Source organism: Salinicoccus luteus DSM 17002 (genome assembly GCF_000712035.1).
Lineage (GTDB): Bacteria > Bacillota > Bacilli > Staphylococcales > Salinicoccaceae > Salinicoccus > Salinicoccus luteus.
In genome coordinates, this window is sequence record NZ_JONV01000008.1 from 230,750 (window position 1) to 246,882 (window position 16,133).

Here is a 16,133-nt window from a genome sequence, read left to right on the forward strand (position 1 = left end):
CATATGACTGGAGAGCATCTGCAGCTGCCGGCCGTTGAAGCCGGCCTTGACGCAGCGGAACTGGAGACGGCCACCTTCGGCATGGGGTGCTTCTGGGGGCCCGATGCACGGTTCGGAGCACTGCCCGGCGTCATCCGGACACGGACGGGCTACGCGGGCGGCACGACGGAAGCCCCGACCTACAGGCAGATGGGGGATCATACGGAGACGATCGAAGTGGATTTCGATCCTGCCGTCATTTCCTACGGGGAGATCCTCCGCCACTTCTGGCGCAACCATTATCCCAACAGGGACGCATACAGGGGGCGCCAATACATTTCGCTGCTGCATTTCCATAACGAAACGCAGGAAGCTGCAGTGGAGCGGGTCAAAGGAGAGATGGAGGAGGAACTCGGCTTCTCCATCGAAACGGAGATCGCGCCGTTCGATGGGTTCACCCTGGCGGAGGAACGCCATCAGAAATACTATCTGAAGCGCTACCCGAAAGCGCTCGAACAGCTTTGGGACCTGGCGCCTGATGCGTCACTCCTGACCGGCTCCACCTTCGCTGCACGCCTGAATGGTTTTGTGAAAGGGCACGGAAGCCGGGATGCGCTGCTGGAGGAAATTTCAGAGTGGCCGGTTCCGCCGGAGGCAAGAGACCGGCTAAAGGGGAAGCTCAAGCATATGAAATGGTAAAAAAAGGCATGTCCACCTATAGGAGGGGACATGCCTTTTTGGTATGTGACTGCGATTATTCCTTCCGTATCCGCTTCAGGTTCTTGAAGATGCCGTTCGATGTCGACAGCACACTGTTGCGGTAGATGCTTGCTGCAAGCAGTATGGCCAGTATGATCGATACGATGAGTATGGCGACTCCGATCAGGAGCGGCGCCTGTCCCGTTTCCTCATGCATCGAACGGAGCGGCATGACGAATGGGGTGAAGAGCGGGAAGTAGCTGGATATTCTGACCAGGAGACTGTCCGCACTGCCCCAGATGTTGAAGATGGCAATGTAGAACCCGATGAGAGAGAACATGGTCACCGGCAGCAGTGCCTGCTGCAGATCCTCCATCCGGCTGATGAATGAACCGAGCATCGCGGCAATCGACAGGTAGAGGATGAGGCCGAGAATCAGGAAGATGACCGAGTAGATGATCATGGTGAGTGTCTGGTCATTTGCCTCAAGGCCGAAATCGCTGATGATTTCACTGAAATCGAAGAGCTGTATCGCAATGAGGATCGCAGCGATGAAAATGGCGAGCTGTGTCAGGCTGACTGAAATCATCGCGCTGATCTTGGCCAGCAGGTGGGTGACCGGGGCCACGCTCGAGACGATCATCTCGATGACCCTTGACGTCTTCTCCATGGCCACTTCGGTACCGATCTGGCTCGCATAGTTGATGATGATGAAGAACATGACGATGACCGTTACATAGAATATGACCGTATTCAGTGGATTGATGTCCGGCATTTCACCGCCGGCTTCGGAGGCCTCTTCGGAAGCTTCTCCGTCTTCCGCGTCCTGTCCGGCGATATCATAGGTGATGTCCGGTGATGCATTCAGACGTTCCGCCTCCGCCTGCGTCAGATTCAGTGACTGGATGGTCATCATCCTCTGCACCTGGCCGAGTGCCATTTCGATGTCGGTCATCTGGTCGCCGGGAATTTCCTGGTCGGCTTCGAGCGTGACGGCGAGCGGTTCTGTCCCGTCCACCCGGAGCAGCGCTTCAGCATCACCGATCTCCCCGTCGTTTTGTGCGACGTCGAAATCCGTTTCAATCGGTTCCATCACCGCCTCGAACTGGGCATAGAACGCATCGTCACTTTCGACCTTGAGTGTGGTGATCTCTTCAGACGAATCGAAAATATTGATGATCTTGTCGAAGTTCGCCCCGACGAAAATCAGCAGGACGATGATTGCGGTGCTGATCATGAATGATTTGGCGCGTACTTTGGACAGGTAGGTCTGTGAAAAAGTGGCTAGAAATTTACTCATAGTTCATGTCCCACCTTCGAAATGAATATGTCATTGATGGATGGCTCATTGACCTGGAACCTTTTGAAATAGCCGAGCTTGACGATTTCATTGAAGATCGGCTCTGCATATTTTTCATCCTCGATCTTGAGGATGCTTTTCCTGCGTATCTGCTTCATGTCGAGGACGCCGGGCATGTTCCGCAGGAATTCGACGTCATGGTCGCCTTCGATGATGATCTCTTTTTGTCCGAAGTCGCTTTTGATCTGGTCGATATTGCCGCTGACCACCTGTTTCCCCTTGTTCAGGATGCACAGTGATTCGCACAGCTCCTCGACATGCTCCATGCGGTGCGTACTGAAGATGATGGTCGCCCCCCGCCGGTTCAGCTCCTTGACTGCGGTCTTGAGGATTTCCACATTGACCGGGTCGAGACCGCTGAATGGTTCATCGAGTATGATCAATTTCGGGTCGTGGATGATCGAGGCGATCAGCTGGATCTTCTGCTGGTTCCCCTTTGATAGTTTTTCTATGCGTTTGCTCCGGTTTTCCGGCACTTCAAACCGCTCGAGCCACTCGGTGAGCTTCGTATCGATGTCACGCTTCGACATGCCCTTCAGCTGTCCGAGATAGCGGATCTGCTCATCGACCTTCAGTTTCGGATGCAATCCCCGTTCTTCGGGGAGGTATCCGATTTCATTCGTGACGTCATAGTTGATTTTCTTGTCGTTGTAGGTAATGCTGCCTGCTGAAGGCTGAAGCAGGCCGAGAATCATCCGGAATGTCGTCGTCTTTCCGGCCCCGTTGCCTCCAAGGAATCCGTACATGCTGCCTGCAGGAACTTTAAGATTGATGTCGTCTACGGCAACCTGTCCGTTGAAGCTTTTGGACAGGCCGTTCAGTTCCAGTGTCATAGGTGTGTCCCCCTTCGTCATTATGATTTTATTTTACCATAGAGCATTATCGTGCGATATTATATACTGTAAAGAAAATGGGAGTGCGATTTGATGGATAAAGGCAATATGGACGAAAAAGCTTCGTTCAATGATTTCATGGGTCTCCTGAAGCGGACCGAACTGAATCGCGGATTGTTTGTGGCAGGGATTATACTGACCCTGGTGGGGACCGTCGGTTCGCTGATCGTACCGCTTTTGACGCAGAGTTTCATAGATGGATACGACACGGAAATGTTCTCGACAGGGCTCATTGCCCTGATTATAATGGTGTTCGTACTCAGCGCCGCCCTGGACGGTGTGGCCTACTATATTCTGGCAAAGATCGGGCAGACGATCATACTGAAGCTGAGGGAGAATGTGTGGGACAAGTTCCTGAAGCTGCCGATCGGATACTTCGACCAGACGAAAAGCGGCGAATCGGTCAGCCGGGTGGTCAATGACACAGCCATCATAAAGGACCTGATCACCCGCCACTTCCCACAGCTGATCAGCGGCATCATCTCCGTCATCGGTGCAGTGGTGATACTGTTCATCCTCGACTGGCGCATGTCGCTGATCATGTTTATTGCTGTGCCGGTCTCAATTGTCATCATCCTCCCGCTCGGCAGGCGGATGAGCCGGATTTCAAGGGTGCTGCAGGATGAGACCGCAGCATTTACGGGCATCATCCAAGAGACGCTCAGTGAGATGCGTCTCGTGAAGTCCTTCAATGGGGAGGCGTTCGAACGGCAGAAGGGCAGGCAGGGGATACGCACCCTCTACGGATATGGAATGAAGGAGGCGGCGATCAACGCCTTCCTGTCACCGATCATGAGCACCATCATGATGTTTGTCATCATACTGATCATCGCGTACGGCGGACTCAGGGTTTCGGAGGGGACGCTTACGATCGGCACGATGGTGGCCTTTCTGCTCTACCTGTTCCAGATCATCATGCCGATGACGATGTTCGCCATGTTCTTTACGGAATACAACAAGGCGCTCGGCGCCACGGAACGCCTCATCATGATCCTCGGCAAAGAGGAGGAGCAGGGCGGGAATCCGGCCTTCGATCAGCGACTCGACTTCAACACACTTGAGTTCGAGGACGTGTCATTCGGCTATGATGCTGAAAACAGGGTCCTGCATCATGTCGATTTCACAGCGCGGAATAATGAAAAAGTGGCGTTCGTCGGTCCGAGCGGCAGCGGAAAGTCGACCATATTCGCATTGATCGAGCGGTATTATGATATTGATGCCGGCCGGATTATGGTGGATGGCATCGACATACGGGATATCCCGCTTTCCCTGCTGCGGCGGCACATCGGCTATGTGGCCCAGGAGAGTGCCATCATTTCCGGAACGATCCGTGACAACATCACCTATGGCCTGGCACCCGATGAATATACGGAGGCGGACGTCGAGCTGGCAGTCAGACGCTCCTATTCGCATGAATTCATCGGCGCCCTTGAAGATGGGCTCGATACGGAGGTCGGGGAGCGCGGCATCAAGCTGTCCGGCGGCCAGCGGCAGCGCATCGGCATTGCGCGCGCCTTCCTGAAGAACCCGAAGCTGCTGATGCTTGATGAGGCGACGGCAAGCCTCGATTCAAGATCCGAACGCTTTGTGCAGGAGGCACTGGATGACCTGATGGAGGGCCGGACGGTGCTCGTCATCGCCCACAGGCTGTCGACCGTCGTCAATTCGGACCGCATCTTCTTTCTGGACAACGGCCACATCACCGGTGAAGGCACACACCAGGAACTGATGGCGGAGCATGCGATGTACCGGATATTTACGGAACAACAATTTGGATAAAGTGAAGAGGAATTTATTATGCGTCAATTATACGAAGCGTTTCAGCCGGTCATCCCGGTGTTCATACTGCTCTTTATACTGGTCATTGCGATGGCCCTCATCATCCACAGAAAGTCGGGCTACAGACTCGACAGCATGAAGCGGCGGATGGACTTCATCCTCTATTTGGGGCTGATGATGACCGTCATCGGAATTCTGCTGCTCACACTGCTGCCGAGTTCGAATCCCGAGAAGGTGACCCAGTTCGTCCCGTTCTACAGCATCATCGATACGTTCGAGTATGCGACGGACTATGCAATCATCAATTCCATAGGAATGAACATCCTCCTTTTCGTCCCGCTCGGCATGTTCCTGTATATTTTTACGAAGAGTGAATTCCTGACGACGGTGATTGCCTGTCTGTTCTCCATTTTCATAGAATTCCTGCAGTATATGCTGCCGATCGGCAGAATATCCAATGTGGATGACGTCATTCTGAACACGATGGGCGGCATCATCGGCATGATCCTTGGTCTGATATTCTCAAAATTGGGAATTGTTTATTATTTCTTTGGAGCGGGTAAGGGAAATAATAAGGATTAAGGGGGGATGGTACATGCATAGAAAATTGAAGAGTCTGGAAGATGTGGAGCTGTATAAGGATGAAGTCATCGGACCGGAACTGGTCGGTACCGTTGAATATGAGAAGGACGGGGAACATTCCTTCTATGGTGCAATCATTCCAACCACACACAGGTTGTTCGTCAATATAAGAAAAGCGGATGAAGTGGAACACCACCAGGTGGAATACAAGGAGATTACAGGGATAAGCACTGAAAACCTGCTGATGGTGGGGAACATCATCCATATATGGATCGGCAAGGAAATCGTCATTAGCATGAAGAGCGTCTCGGACGGGAAATTGGACAAGTTCCTGAATTTCCTCTATAAACATAGAGCCCGCCGGCTGCAGCTGGATTCCGAGGCGTCGATCAACCATGACCAGCAGGTCGTCTAATGTGAAAGCGAAGAATCAGGTGTATGCCTGATTTTTTTGCGTTCCGGTTCATTTTCTTTGGAAAATCCATTCGTGTATAATGGGGAGGAATCAGAGGAAGAGGATGAATCGATGAAAACAAGACTTGTATTGATGGTGCTGCTCCTTGGCATCCTGTCGGCATGCAGCAGCTTCAGGGAAACCGGTGTTTCCGAGGACGGCTCAGTGCGGCAGGTCATGACGGAGCATACGGAGGAGATTGAAATACCAGCCGAACCCGAGCGCGTGGTGCTGCTCCGGGCGATTGATGCCGGCAATGCCAGCCTACTCGGTGGCAATGTTGCCGGTGTGACCGATGTCGTCCGCGGCACGCGTCTGGCCGAGGAGGCCCTCGGGGAGGATGTGGCATATCTCGAGCATGGGGACATTGAGGCGCTGAAGACACTGGATCCGGACCTGATCATCACGTTTACGCCGGATGAATATCTGTTCGAATACCAGGACATTGCACCGACTGTGCAGATCAACTACAGCACCTCTGCATTCAGCCCCTTCAGGGACAGGCTTTACCTGGCCCACCTGTACAACCTTGGTGTCATACTCAACAGACAGGAGGAAGCGGAGGCGCTCGGGGATGAATGGCTGGAGGAGACGACCCGGCTGCAGCGTGAAGTCGGCAGTCTGACGATGGACAAGAAGGCGCTGGTGCTGGTGGAAGGGCCGGACTCATATTACATATATGGCAGGCACTCGGCATTCGGCACGGAAGCGGTATATGATGTCCTTGGCTTCCAGATGGACGATCCGCTTGAAGAAGAGCTGCAGGAAGGGCCCGTCGAAGTCTCGCTCGGGGAGCTTGAGGATTACGAGGCCGATTACGTATTCGTCAGCACTAGGGAGCCGGACAGTGGAATGGACAGGGAGATTGCCCGCGCGATGGGCATTGATGAAGCGCATGTCATCATGCAGGATTATGACGATTACCGCCTGAACGATCTGATTTCAATTGAAATGCAGACGGAGGATATCATAGAGCGCATCAAACCGTAAGGGGGAGAATCATTATGGCACAGGAGAGCGTATTTCCGGAGGAATTCGGCTATCATTTTTCCAATGGAAACTTTGAACGGATTTACAGACAGACGGTACAGGATTTCCAGCTTCAGATGGGGGTGGATGCATTCCGGGAGGCGGCGGCGGAGTTTGGCCGCGACGCCGGCAGCTTTAATCTGAAGCATTCCAACCAGCTCGAACCGGGCATCAAAAGATACCAGTGGGTGAATGCGGGGGACGACAGGATGATCACCGTCGCCTACAACAGTGAAGGGGAGATCATCGGCATCCAGTTTGATGTGTATGAACGGTTCACTTCCGACCGGGAAGTGACGATCAACACGTACCGTCTGCCCTTTGAAGGTGAGTGGTTTGTGCTGTGGGGCGGGAACGATGCCTTCCTGAACTACCACTATCCATATGAACACCAGCGGTATGCTTATGACTTCATCCGGAAGGTGGATGGCGCCGCCCATGGCGGGGACGAGGAGATGCTTGAGGCCTACCATGCATTCGGGGCGAGTATCGTTGCACCAAGAGGTGGGGAAGTCGTTAAGGTGGTGGATGATATAGAGGATAATATGCCGCACTATCCGAACATGTCGGTACCTGAAGGCAATCACATCATCATCTCCCATGGCTACAATGAATATTCATTGCTTGCCCATCTGAGGAAGCATTCAATCACAGTGAAGGAAGGGGATACGGTTGAAACAGGGGAGCGCATTGCACAATGCGGCAACAGTGGTGCATCCGATACGCCGCACCTCCATTTCCATGTCATGGATGGCAGGGACCCCTATACATCGAAATCGATACGCATCCAGTTTTCCCCTTCAGGCGAACCGAGGCAGGGGGACCGGGTCTGGGGGAGAAGCGGCCAATGATGATTCGGGCAAACGGGCCGTTCGATTACGGACTGGCCTATGACTTCATGGCCCAGCAGGATGACTGCCTGTACCGTGCACAGGCGGGGACAATCAGGAAAGCGGCGGTGCTTGATGGATTGCGTGTGCTGTTTGAGGTTTCGGAAGGATCGGAGGCGAACTCGGTCGAGGTGGCCATCCTCATGAATGAAGGTGTGCCGGAATCTACTGTTCGGAACTACGTCATCGAATGGTTCGACCTTGAATATGACTTGGATGCCTTCTATCGCTTTGCCCGTCAGGATGGCCGCCTTGGTCCTGTTGTCGAAACATTGTACGGCTATCGGATGACGTGTACTGTAGACATGATGGAGGGGCTGCTCTGGTCGGTGCTCGGCCAGCAGATCAACATGCGGTTTGCCTTCACGCTGAAAAGGAGGCTCGTCGAGCACTTCGGTCACCATATCGCGTTCGAAGGGGAACGCTATTGGCTGATGCCTGAACCCGCAGAAATCCTGGCGCTGGATACGGAATCGATGCGCAGCATGCAGATATCCTACAGGAAAGCGGAATATATCCATCGATGTGCCGATGGCATTGAGGCGGGGACACTGTCGAAAGCATTCCTGGAACGAATGGATGACTACGAGTCGGCGCTCGCCCATCTCACAAGCATCAAGGGCATCGGGCCGTGGAGTGCCAATTCGGTATTGATGCGTACCCTGAAATTCAGGAATGCCGTGCCGATAGGGGACGCAGGCCTGAAGAATGCCATCCGGATGACTGACAACCTCGAGGAAAAGCCGGACCGTGCATATATCCAGGCTGTTACGGATGAGTGGGGTGGACATGGTGCATATGCCACGCTCTACATGTGGCGTGTACTCGGCTAGCAATGATCGCACAATAAAGCCCACCATATGATTATGGTGGGCTTTATTGCTGATGGAGTGGTGTCACCCCCCGCCTTCCTTCCGCAGGACAAGAACGAGGGAAACCATGCCGATGATGATCAGACCGACAATCATCAGGCCGTGCATGGATGGGTCGATGATGCCGTCAAGAAAGACATATATTGCGAATAGGGCAATGACTGTCAGCGTAAAGTTCAACCATTTGATTGTATTTCGGTTCATCCAACTGCTCCTTTTGTCTAAGTACCGAGTTTCTTTAAAAGCACTTTTTATAATGGTATCATAATAGTGAACTAAATTTAAAAGAGGAGGCTTATTGATGAACTATATTATGAGTGTACAGCTACTTCCTCACCATCCGGAAACGAATGACCTCTACAGTCATGTGGGCGGTGCGATTGAAATCATTGAAGAGAGCGGTCTGACACATTTCGTAGGACCGATGGAGACGACAGTCGAAGGCAGCATCGATGAACTGATGAACCTGATCAAGAAACTGAACAGCCAACTGGCAAGTGAAGGGTGCGACAAGGTCGTTTCAAACATCAAGCTGATCCAGTCCGAGGACGAAATCAAAATCAAGGACATCCTTTCCGACTACTATGAATTCGATGAGTAATTGACATTGAAAAAGGGTCTGTACAAGTGTACAGACCCTTTTTCATTTGATGGGTTCACTCCGGATATGAAAACGCACGCCGCGCGGCCCTTCCACGCTGAACATGCCGCCGATCCCCTCGACGACATCCAGGGTAAGGCGCGTATGCTTCCAGTACTCATACTGGCGATGGTGCATGTAGAAGGGGACGCCTTCGACTTCCCCGAGCTTTACATCCGCATCACCGATGATCATGGTGCCTTCCTTCAGGCACATCGGACTGGACCCATCGCAGCATCCGCCGGACTGGTGAAAAATGAGATTCCCGTGCTCTTCCTTCAGATCCCGTATGAGGGATCTGGCCGCTTCTGTCGCGTCAACGGCCTTTAATTTTTCCATTTAGAAGAATCCTTTTGCTGACTCGCCATAGCTGACGAGAAGGTTCTTCGTCTGCTGATAATGACTGAGCATCATAAGATGGTTTTCACGGCCGATACCGCTCATCTTATAACCGCCGAATGCAGCGTGGGCAGGATAGTCATGATATGTGTTCACCCACACGCGGCCTGCCTGGATGGCACGCCCGAATCTGTATGCCTTGTTCTGGGAGCGGGTCCATACACCCGCGCCGAGACCATACAGCGTATCGTTGGCAATGGCGATCGCCTCGTCATCATCCTTGTATGTTGCGACAGCAAGGACAGGCCCGAAAATCTCTTCCTGGAATATCCGCATCTTATTATCACCCTTGAAGATGGTCGGTTCGAAATAGTAGCCGCCTTCGATCTCCCCATCCACTTCCTTGATGTTTCCACCCGTCATCACTTCGGCACCTTCTTTTCTGCCGATGTCGAGATAGGAACTGATTTTTTCCTTCTGTTCTTTCGATGTCTGGGCGCCCATCATCGTATTTTCATCAAATGGGTTGCCGATTTTGATTTTCTCGACCCTTTCGACGACGCGTTTCATGAATTCATCGAAAATGTCCTCATGAATCAACGCGCGGGAAGGGCAGGTACATACTTCCCCCTGGTTGAATGCGAACATGACGAGCCCTTCGATTGCCTTATCAAGGAACCCATCATCTTCGTCCATGACATCCTTGGCGAAGATGTTCGGTGATTTGCCCCCAAGCTCAAGTGTGACCGGAATGATGTTCTGGCTGGCGTTCTGCATGATGATCCGACCCGTCGTCGTCTCTCCGGTGAAGGCGAGCTTGTTGATCTTATCGTGTGTCGCCAGTGCCTGGCCGGCTTCCGAACCGAAGCCGTTGACGACGTTGACGACGCCTTTCGGAAGGATGTCACTGATGAGCTCCATCAGATGGAGTATCGTCGTCGGCGTCTGTTCCGCCGGTTTGAGTACGACGGAGTTCCCTGCAGCAAGTGCAGGGGCAAGCTTCCATGTCGCCATCAGAAGCGGGAAGTTCCATGGAATGATCTGGCCGACGACACCGAGCGGCTCGTGGAAATGGTAGGCCACCGTATCATCATCAAGCTGTGATATGCCACCTTCCTGGGCACGGATCGCACCGGCGAAATATCTGTAGTGGTCGACGACGAGCGGCAGGTCGGCGTTCAGTGTCTCCCTGACGGCCTTGCCGTTCTCGAATGTTTCAAGTACGGCAAGTTCTTCGAGGTTCTGTTCGATACGGTCCGCAATTCTGAGCAGGATGTTGCTCCGCTCAGTCGGGGAGGTCTTTCCCCATTCCTCCTGCGCCTTATGGGCCGCCTCGACCGCCTTGTCGATATCCTCCTTTGTGGAGCGTGGCACTTTCGACACGACCTTGCCGATGACCGGAGACTCGTTGTCGAAGTACTTTCCGTTTACCGGTGACACCCATTCCCCGCCGATGAAGTTCTCATACTGCTCCTTGATTTTGTATTGTGCATTCTCTTTGTTTGGAAACTCATATACCATTATGCATACCCCCTGTTTAATGTAACTTCATTTTATTCCAATATTGAGATATTTGCAAGCGCTTACATTTATAGGGTTTGTCTGCTGGGATACTTTCATTTATAATGGATCTACAGTTTATGAGCGGAGTGGTGGAAATGGGCGAGTGTCCGTATTGCAGTCATGAATGGACGTATAGGGAGAAGCTTCTGGGATATGCGCTGAAGCCGCGCACGCGGATCAGATGTCCCAGATGCCGGGAATATCTGGAGCCGTCGACATTGACGATCCTGTATGATTATATTGCGATCATCGGCCTGGCCATGATGGTGTTCCTGCTGATTCCGATCATGGGGTGGCCGGTACCCATATCCGTCGCATTGAGCATTCTGCTGCTGGTCATCTATATGGCAGTCTTCCTGCCGCTGACGATCCGCTTCAAGAGATACCGCTATAATATGAAGGAGTAGGGATGGACTACGGGTCCATCTTTTTTTTGTCGACTTGCTTCTATTCATCAGTGTGTTAATATAATACAGTCGTTTCAGACGGTAGTATAAAATTACACGAGGTGAAAATGTGAAGAAATTTAGATTGATGGACTGGCCGACGTTCATCGCATCACTGCTGATTCTGCTGTCGGTCGTCATCCCGCTCATTGCATTTCCCGAGGCAAGCCGCAATACCATCCTGCAGATGAATGAGTGGGTGACGACGGGGCTCGGCGCAGTGTATCTGGCTGTCGGTCTTGCGGTATTCTTCTTTGTCCTCTATATCGCATTCGGAAAATATGGACAGGTGACGCTTGGAAAGGAATCCGATGACCCGGAATTCGGCACATTCAGCTGGGCTGCCATGCTGTTCTGTGCAGGCATCGGCTCGAGCATCCTGTACTGGGGTGTCATCGAGTGGGTCTACTATTATCAGGCACCCCCGTTCCACCTGGTTCCCGCAAGTGAAGAGGCGATCAACTACGCGACTACATACGGAATATTCCACTGGGGACCGATTGCATGGGCGATCTATGTGCTGCCGGCCCTGCCGATCGCATATTCCCTGTATGTCAAAAAGCGGCCGATTCTGAAGATCAGTCTGGCATGTGAACCGCTGCTCGGAAAATACACGACGAGGTGGCCCGGGAAACTGATCGATGTGCTGTTCATCTTCGGTCTGCTCGGGGGTGCCGGTACGACACTCGGCCTTGCGACACCGATGATTGCAGCAGGCATGGAATCATTGTTCGGCATCGATGGGGAAGGGTCGGCCCTGCGGCTTGGCATCCTGGTTGCCGCCACTGTAATCTTTGCGGTCAGCTCCTATTCGGGACTGAAGCGCGGCATCAAGGTGCTCAGCGACATCAACCTGTGGCTGACCTTCATACTGCTCGGGTTCGTCTTCATCGTCGGACCGACCGTGTTCATCATGGAGACGACGGTTTCGAGCGTCGGGCTCATGATCCAGGACTTCTTCAGGATGGCTACATGGCTTGAGCCGTTCGGCGGCTATGGTGATGTGCCGGAAACATCCTTCCCGCAGAGCTGGACCGTGTTCTACTGGGCATGGTGGCTCGTCTATGCACCATTCGTCGGATTATTCATTGCGCGGATTTCAAAAGGCCGCAGACTGAAGGAGGTCGTGCTCGGCACACTGCTGTATGGCACGCTCGGCTGTGCGCTCTTCTTCGGCATCCTCGGGAACTACGGCCTGTGGCTTGAACTCTCGGGTACAATCTCCGTCACGGAAGTGCTCAATAACGAAAGCGGGGAAGCGGCGATCATGGCGGTCATCGGCCAGCTGCCATTCGGCAAGTTGACGACGGCGGTGTTCGTGATTACTGCACTCATCTACCTGGCAACGACATTCGACTCCGGTTCCTATATCCTTTCTGCGACGACGCAGTCCGAAGTCGACGGGGAGCCGTACAGATGGAACCGCCTGTTCTGGGCGTTTGCACTGTCCGTGCTGCCATTCTCACTGATGCTCATCAGCGGTGAGGATTCACTCGGACTGCTGCAGACGGCTTCTATTGTAGCCGGCGCACCGCTGATTGTCATATTCATCATGCTGATGATATCGTTCATACGGACGCTCAGTGATGATCGGGTCAAGCTCGAGGAGAGGCACAGGGCACACAAGGAAAAGGAAAGAAGAACCCTTTCGATTTCATATGCAAAACGCGACAAGTGGTGGGAATAGGAAAAGCTCCGGGATTTGATATTCCGGAGCCTTTTCTATGGAGCGGGGGTGGTAGATGTCGCCTCACAATCGGAAATGCTGCGACTGGAAACTACTTCAGCCCGTTACCCCCAATCGAATCAGACATACACCTCTCCACCAATGATGGTATGCTTCAGCTCGGCATCTTCATTATAGATGACAAGATCGGCATCGGCACCTTTCCTGATGACGCCCTTTGATTCCGTCAGGCCGAGTTCTGCTGCAGGGTTGTAGGCGCTCATCCTGACGATGTCCTGCCATCCGCACCCTGTGAATGCGCGCATATTTCTGACCGCCTGCTTCATGGTGAGCACGCTGCCGGCAAGTGTACCGTCGGACAGCCTGGCTTCGTCACCAGCCACATGGACGGTCTGGCCGCCGAGGTCGTATTCGCCATCCGGCAGTCCCTGGGCGCGCATGGCATCGGTGATCATGACGAGCCGGTCGGATGTGATGACGTCGAATGCAAGCTTCACCATCTCCGGTCTCGAGTGGATGCCATCGGCGATCAGTTCGACATAGGCGTTTTCCATGTAGGAGAATCCGACGACGCCGGGTTCACGGTGATGCAGTCCCCGCATGCCGTTGTAGAGGTGGGTCACATGGGTGAGGCCATTGTCCTGCGCCTTTTTCAGCGCCTCATATGTGGCGTCGGTATGGCCCGCGGAAGGGATGATGTCGAGCGCCTTCAATGCATCGAGGAATTCTCCCGCATCCTCTTCTGGTGCATAGGTGATCAGCCGGACCTGATTCCCGGAAATATCCTGGAGGTGATGGATGGCTTCGCTGTCCGGGGCGAGTATATGCTGGGGGTCCTGGGCACCGGGATGCTTCATCGAAATGAACGGGCCTTCCTGATGGATGCCGAGCATTCTGGCACCGGAAACATATTTGTAGTCTGCAAGGTTCATGAGCGCCCGTTCGATATCCTCGATCGGTGCGGTCATGGTGGTGGCGAGGAAGGATGTCGAGCCGGTCCGGGGCAGATGTTCGGAAATCTTTTCGATATATTCCATGTCAGCGTCCATGGCATCCACACCGTTCGCCCCGTGGATGTGCATCTCTATGGCACCGGGCAGTACATTCATTCCTTTGGCATCGAGGGCCTCCCCGATATCCGGGCAGCTGTCCATCGGGCCGAAATCTTCTATCTTCCCATCAGTGCTCAGCAGCCAGTGGTCCTCCAGTATCTCTTCATGTGTTGCCAGACATGCATTTTTAATCAGGAGTTGCATAAACTTTTTCATCCTTTCCATAACCATTTGTAATCTTATTATAGTATATTCCAAATAAATTCCTATACATTGATGCATAAGCATGTGCTATATTGGATGTAAGCATTTACATAAAAAGGGTGAAGGAGGATTTACATGTTACGTTATATACAGAATATGGGACGTGCTTTCATGCTTCCGGTCGCAGTGCTTCCGGCTGCAGCACTACTGCTCGGCATCGGTTACGCAATCGACCCTGAGGGGTGGGGAGGAGGCAGCGCCATTGCTGGTATGTTCATCAATGCAGGCGGTGCAATTCTCGATCATCTCGCGATTCTTTTTGCAGTGGGGCTCGCCTTCGGCATGTCGAAGGACAAGAACGGGGCGGCGGCACTCGCAGGCCTCGTGTCATTCCTTGTCGTGACGAATCTCCTGAGTGCAGATTCTGTGGCACTGCTGCGTGGTGTTGAAGTCGAAGAGGTCGGGGAAGCTTTTGGCGTCATTGAAAACAACGTATTCCTCGGAATCATCACAGGGCTGATCAGTGCAGCGCTCTACAACCGTTTCAGTGGTACGAAACTGCCGGATTATCTGGCATTCTTCAGTGGACGGCGTGCCGTTCCGATCATCGCAGTGTTTGTCATGATCCTGCTCAGCGGCATACTCTACTTCGTATGGCCACTGCTCTACAACGGACTGTTCAGCTTCGGTGAATGGATCAGTGGAATGGGGGCCCTTGGCGCAGGCATCTACGGGTTCTTCAACCGTCTCCTGATTCCGACAGGCCTGCACCACGCATTGAACTCGGTGTTCTGGTTCGATACGGTGGGCATCAACGACATCGGCAACTTCTGGGACAATGCCGGTGAACAAGGCATCACCGGACGTTATCAGGCCGGGTTCTTCCCTATTATGATGTTCGGCCTGCCGGGTGCGGCGCTTGCCATGTACCATACGGCGAAGACGGAATACAAGAAGGCGGCGGGTTCAATCCTGCTTGCTGCATCCCTGACGGCATTCCTCACAGGTGTGACGGAACCGCTTGAATTCTCATTCATGTTCCTTGCACCACTGCTCTACTTGGTGCACGCACTGCTGACAGGGCTTTCCCTGTTCATTGCAGCATTGTTCGAATGGACGGCCGGATTCGGCTTCAGCGCGGGACTCATCGACTTTGTGCTGAGTACACAGGTGCCGATCGCCAACCAGCCATATATGCTGCTCGTCCAGGGTCTGGTGTTCTTTGTCCTCTACTACTTCATCTTCAGGGTCATCATCAAAGCGATGGACCTCAAGACACCAGGACGCGATGATGCGGTACTTTCCGCGGAAGCACCGGCTGGAGCCGAAGAAGGGGAGGACCTCAAGACCTCCCATGACGACAGGTACTCCCGCAAGGCCGACCAGATTCTCATCGGCCTTGGTGGAAAAGATAATATCGATACGATTGACTACTGTACGACACGCCTCAGGGTAAACGTCCATGATGAGTCCCTGATCGACGAAGGACAGATCAAATCATCAGGTGCCCATGGCGTCGCGAAACCTGGCAAGAACAACATCCAGGTCGTCGTCGGTACGGAAGTCGAACATGTGGCTGAAGAAATGAAGCGTCTTCTATAGATTCACACAGGGCACCTCTTGGAGGTGCCCTGTTATATTCTCTACCAGTTTAGTATATAATGG

At 53.1% G+C, this 16,133-nt stretch carries 17 protein-coding genes; 11 read left to right on the forward strand and 6 right to left on the reverse strand.

Features of this window, described 5'->3' with window-relative positions:
- Positions 1-3: 3 nt before the first annotated feature.
- Positions 4-678, forward strand: coding sequence for a peptide-methionine (S)-S-oxide reductase MsrA (gene msrA / locus BO53_RS0105945; RefSeq protein ID WP_051683035.1), 675 nt, complete (start codon positions 4-6; stop codon positions 676-678).
- A 55-nt stretch (positions 679-733) separates the two neighbouring features.
- Here the strand turns inward: msrA and BO53_RS0105950 are convergent, their stop codons facing one another.
- Together BO53_RS0105950 and BO53_RS0105955 are read right to left on the reverse strand one after the other, a co-directional pair.
- A complete protein-coding gene (locus BO53_RS0105950) occupies positions 734-1,978 on the reverse strand; it encodes an ABC transporter permease (protein ID WP_031546541.1) in 1,245 nt (414 codons plus the stop codon).
- On the reverse strand, positions 1,975-2,871 hold the full coding sequence (locus BO53_RS0105955) for an ABC transporter ATP-binding protein (RefSeq protein ID WP_031546543.1): 897 nt from the start codon (positions 2,869-2,871) through the stop codon (positions 1,975-1,977). Before BO53_RS0105955 ends, BO53_RS0105950 begins: the two co-directional genes overlap by 4 nt.
- A gap of 93 nt (positions 2,872-2,964) precedes the next feature.
- Between BO53_RS0105955 and BO53_RS0105960 the strand changes: the two genes are divergently transcribed.
- The 6 genes from BO53_RS0105960 to BO53_RS0105985 all read left to right on the forward strand — a co-directional run bounded on the left by BO53_RS0105960 (position 2,965) and on the right by BO53_RS0105985 (position 8,498).
- Positions 2,965-4,710 carry an ABC transporter ATP-binding protein gene (locus BO53_RS0105960; protein ID WP_031546545.1) on the forward strand — a complete coding sequence of 582 codons (1,746 nt, stop codon included), beginning with the start codon at positions 2,965-2,967 and terminating at the stop codon, positions 4,708-4,710.
- A gap of 18 nt (positions 4,711-4,728) precedes the next feature.
- Positions 4,729-5,292 (forward strand): VanZ family protein, encoded by a 564-nt coding sequence (locus tag BO53_RS0105965; RefSeq protein ID WP_031546546.1) that lies wholly within the window; start codon positions 4,729-4,731, stop codon positions 5,290-5,292.
- Between the two features lie 13 nt (positions 5,293-5,305).
- Positions 5,306-5,707, forward strand: a complete 402-nt coding sequence (locus BO53_RS0105970; RefSeq protein ID WP_031546547.1) for a PH domain-containing protein — start codon at positions 5,306-5,308, stop codon at positions 5,705-5,707.
- 111 nt (positions 5,708-5,818) lie between these two features.
- Positions 5,819-6,736, forward strand: coding sequence for an ABC transporter substrate-binding protein (locus tag BO53_RS0105975; RefSeq protein ID WP_031546548.1), 918 nt, complete (start codon positions 5,819-5,821; stop codon positions 6,734-6,736).
- A gap of 14 nt (positions 6,737-6,750) precedes the next feature.
- A complete protein-coding gene (locus tag BO53_RS0105980; protein WP_031546549.1) occupies positions 6,751-7,626 on the forward strand; it encodes a M23 family metallopeptidase in 876 nt (291 codons plus the stop codon).
- Entirely contained in the window at positions 7,623-8,498 is an 876-nt protein-coding gene (locus BO53_RS0105985; RefSeq protein WP_031546550.1) for a DNA-3-methyladenine glycosylase family protein, read from the forward strand. The genes BO53_RS0105980 and BO53_RS0105985 overlap by 4 nt, the downstream gene beginning before the upstream one ends.
- A gap of 63 nt (positions 8,499-8,561) precedes the next feature.
- On the opposite strand, the gene BO53_RS0105990 is transcribed toward BO53_RS0105985, so the two are convergent.
- Positions 8,562-8,741, reverse strand: a complete 180-nt coding sequence (locus BO53_RS0105990; RefSeq protein WP_031546551.1) for a hypothetical protein — start codon at positions 8,739-8,741, stop codon at positions 8,562-8,564.
- Between the two features lie 97 nt (positions 8,742-8,838).
- Between BO53_RS0105990 and BO53_RS0105995 the strand changes: the two genes are divergently transcribed.
- Positions 8,839-9,138: a thiamine-binding protein gene (locus tag BO53_RS0105995; protein ID WP_031546552.1), complete on the forward strand. Its 300-nt coding sequence runs from the start codon at positions 8,839-8,841 to the stop codon at positions 9,136-9,138.
- 42 nt (positions 9,139-9,180) lie between these two features.
- Here BO53_RS0105995 and BO53_RS0106000 read toward each other — a convergent pair whose 3' ends face one another.
- Together BO53_RS0106000 and exaC are read right to left on the reverse strand one after the other, a co-directional pair.
- Positions 9,181-9,516: a DUF779 domain-containing protein gene (locus BO53_RS0106000; RefSeq protein WP_031546554.1), complete on the reverse strand. Its 336-nt coding sequence runs from the start codon at positions 9,514-9,516 to the stop codon at positions 9,181-9,183.
- Entirely contained in the window at positions 9,517-11,037 is a 1,521-nt protein-coding gene (gene exaC, locus BO53_RS0106005; protein WP_031546555.1) for an acetaldehyde dehydrogenase ExaC, read from the reverse strand.
- Between the two features lie 104 nt (positions 11,038-11,141).
- Between exaC and BO53_RS0106010 the strand changes: the two genes are divergently transcribed.
- Positions 11,142-11,486, forward strand: coding sequence for a TIGR04104 family putative zinc finger protein (locus BO53_RS0106010; protein WP_245608203.1), 345 nt, complete (start codon positions 11,142-11,144; stop codon positions 11,484-11,486).
- 109 nt (positions 11,487-11,595) lie between these two features.
- The gene (locus tag BO53_RS0106015) at positions 11,596-13,212 is read left to right on the forward strand and encodes a BCCT family transporter (protein ID WP_031546558.1); all 1,617 of its coding nucleotides are present in this window, start codon (positions 11,596-11,598) and stop codon (positions 13,210-13,212) included.
- Between the two features lie 119 nt (positions 13,213-13,331).
- Here BO53_RS0106015 and nagA read toward each other — a convergent pair whose 3' ends face one another.
- Positions 13,332-14,468, reverse strand: a complete 1,137-nt coding sequence (gene nagA / locus BO53_RS0106020; RefSeq protein ID WP_051683036.1) for an N-acetylglucosamine-6-phosphate deacetylase — start codon at positions 14,466-14,468, stop codon at positions 13,332-13,334.
- Between the two features lie 135 nt (positions 14,469-14,603).
- Between nagA and nagE the strand changes: the two genes are divergently transcribed.
- Entirely contained in the window at positions 14,604-16,070 is a 1,467-nt protein-coding gene (nagE, locus tag BO53_RS0106025) for an N-acetylglucosamine-specific PTS transporter subunit IIBC (RefSeq protein WP_031546561.1), read from the forward strand.
- The last annotated feature ends 63 nt before the right edge of the window (positions 16,071-16,133 follow it).

Excerpts from the sequence above, each read along its gene's own strand:
- BO53_RS0105960 (WP_031546545.1), top strand. The coding sequence starts at position 2,965 with ATGGATAAAGGCAATATGGACGAAAAAGCTTCGTTCAATGATTTCATG.
- BO53_RS0105970 (WP_031546547.1), top strand. The coding sequence starts at position 5,306 with ATGCATAGAAAATTGAAGAGTCTGGAAGATGTGGAGCTGTATAAGGAT.
- BO53_RS0105985 (WP_031546550.1), top strand. The coding sequence starts at position 7,623 with ATGATGATTCGGGCAAACGGGCCGTTCGATTACGGACTGGCCTATGAC.
- BO53_RS0105955 (WP_031546543.1), bottom strand. The coding sequence starts at position 2,871 with ATGACACTGGAACTGAACGGCCTGTCCAAAAGCTTCAACGGACAGGTT.
- BO53_RS0105965 (WP_031546546.1), top strand. The coding sequence starts at position 4,729 with ATGCGTCAATTATACGAAGCGTTTCAGCCGGTCATCCCGGTGTTCATA.
- BO53_RS0106000 (WP_031546554.1), bottom strand. The coding sequence starts at position 9,516 with ATGGAAAAATTAAAGGCCGTTGACGCGACAGAAGCGGCCAGATCCCTC.
- BO53_RS0105950 (WP_031546541.1), bottom strand. The coding sequence starts at position 1,978 with ATGAGTAAATTTCTAGCCACTTTTTCACAGACCTACCTGTCCAAAGTA.
- nagA (WP_051683036.1), bottom strand. The coding sequence starts at position 14,468 with ATGCAACTCCTGATTAAAAATGCATGTCTGGCAACACATGAAGAGATA.
- BO53_RS0105975 (WP_031546548.1), top strand. The coding sequence starts at position 5,819 with ATGAAAACAAGACTTGTATTGATGGTGCTGCTCCTTGGCATCCTGTCG.
- BO53_RS0105980 (WP_031546549.1), top strand. The coding sequence starts at position 6,751 with ATGGCACAGGAGAGCGTATTTCCGGAGGAATTCGGCTATCATTTTTCC.
- BO53_RS0106010 (WP_245608203.1), top strand. The coding sequence starts at position 11,142 with ATGGATCTACAGTTTATGAGCGGAGTGGTGGAAATGGGCGAGTGTCCG.
- exaC (WP_031546555.1), bottom strand. The coding sequence starts at position 11,037 with ATGGTATATGAGTTTCCAAACAAAGAGAATGCACAATACAAAATCAAG.
- BO53_RS0105990 (WP_031546551.1), bottom strand. The coding sequence starts at position 8,741 with ATGAACCGAAATACAATCAAATGGTTGAACTTTACGCTGACAGTCATT.
- nagE (WP_031546561.1), top strand. The coding sequence starts at position 14,604 with ATGTTACGTTATATACAGAATATGGGACGTGCTTTCATGCTTCCGGTC.
- msrA (WP_051683035.1), top strand. The coding sequence starts at position 4 with ATGACTGGAGAGCATCTGCAGCTGCCGGCCGTTGAAGCCGGCCTTGAC.
- BO53_RS0105995 (WP_031546552.1), top strand. The coding sequence starts at position 8,839 with ATGAACTATATTATGAGTGTACAGCTACTTCCTCACCATCCGGAAACG.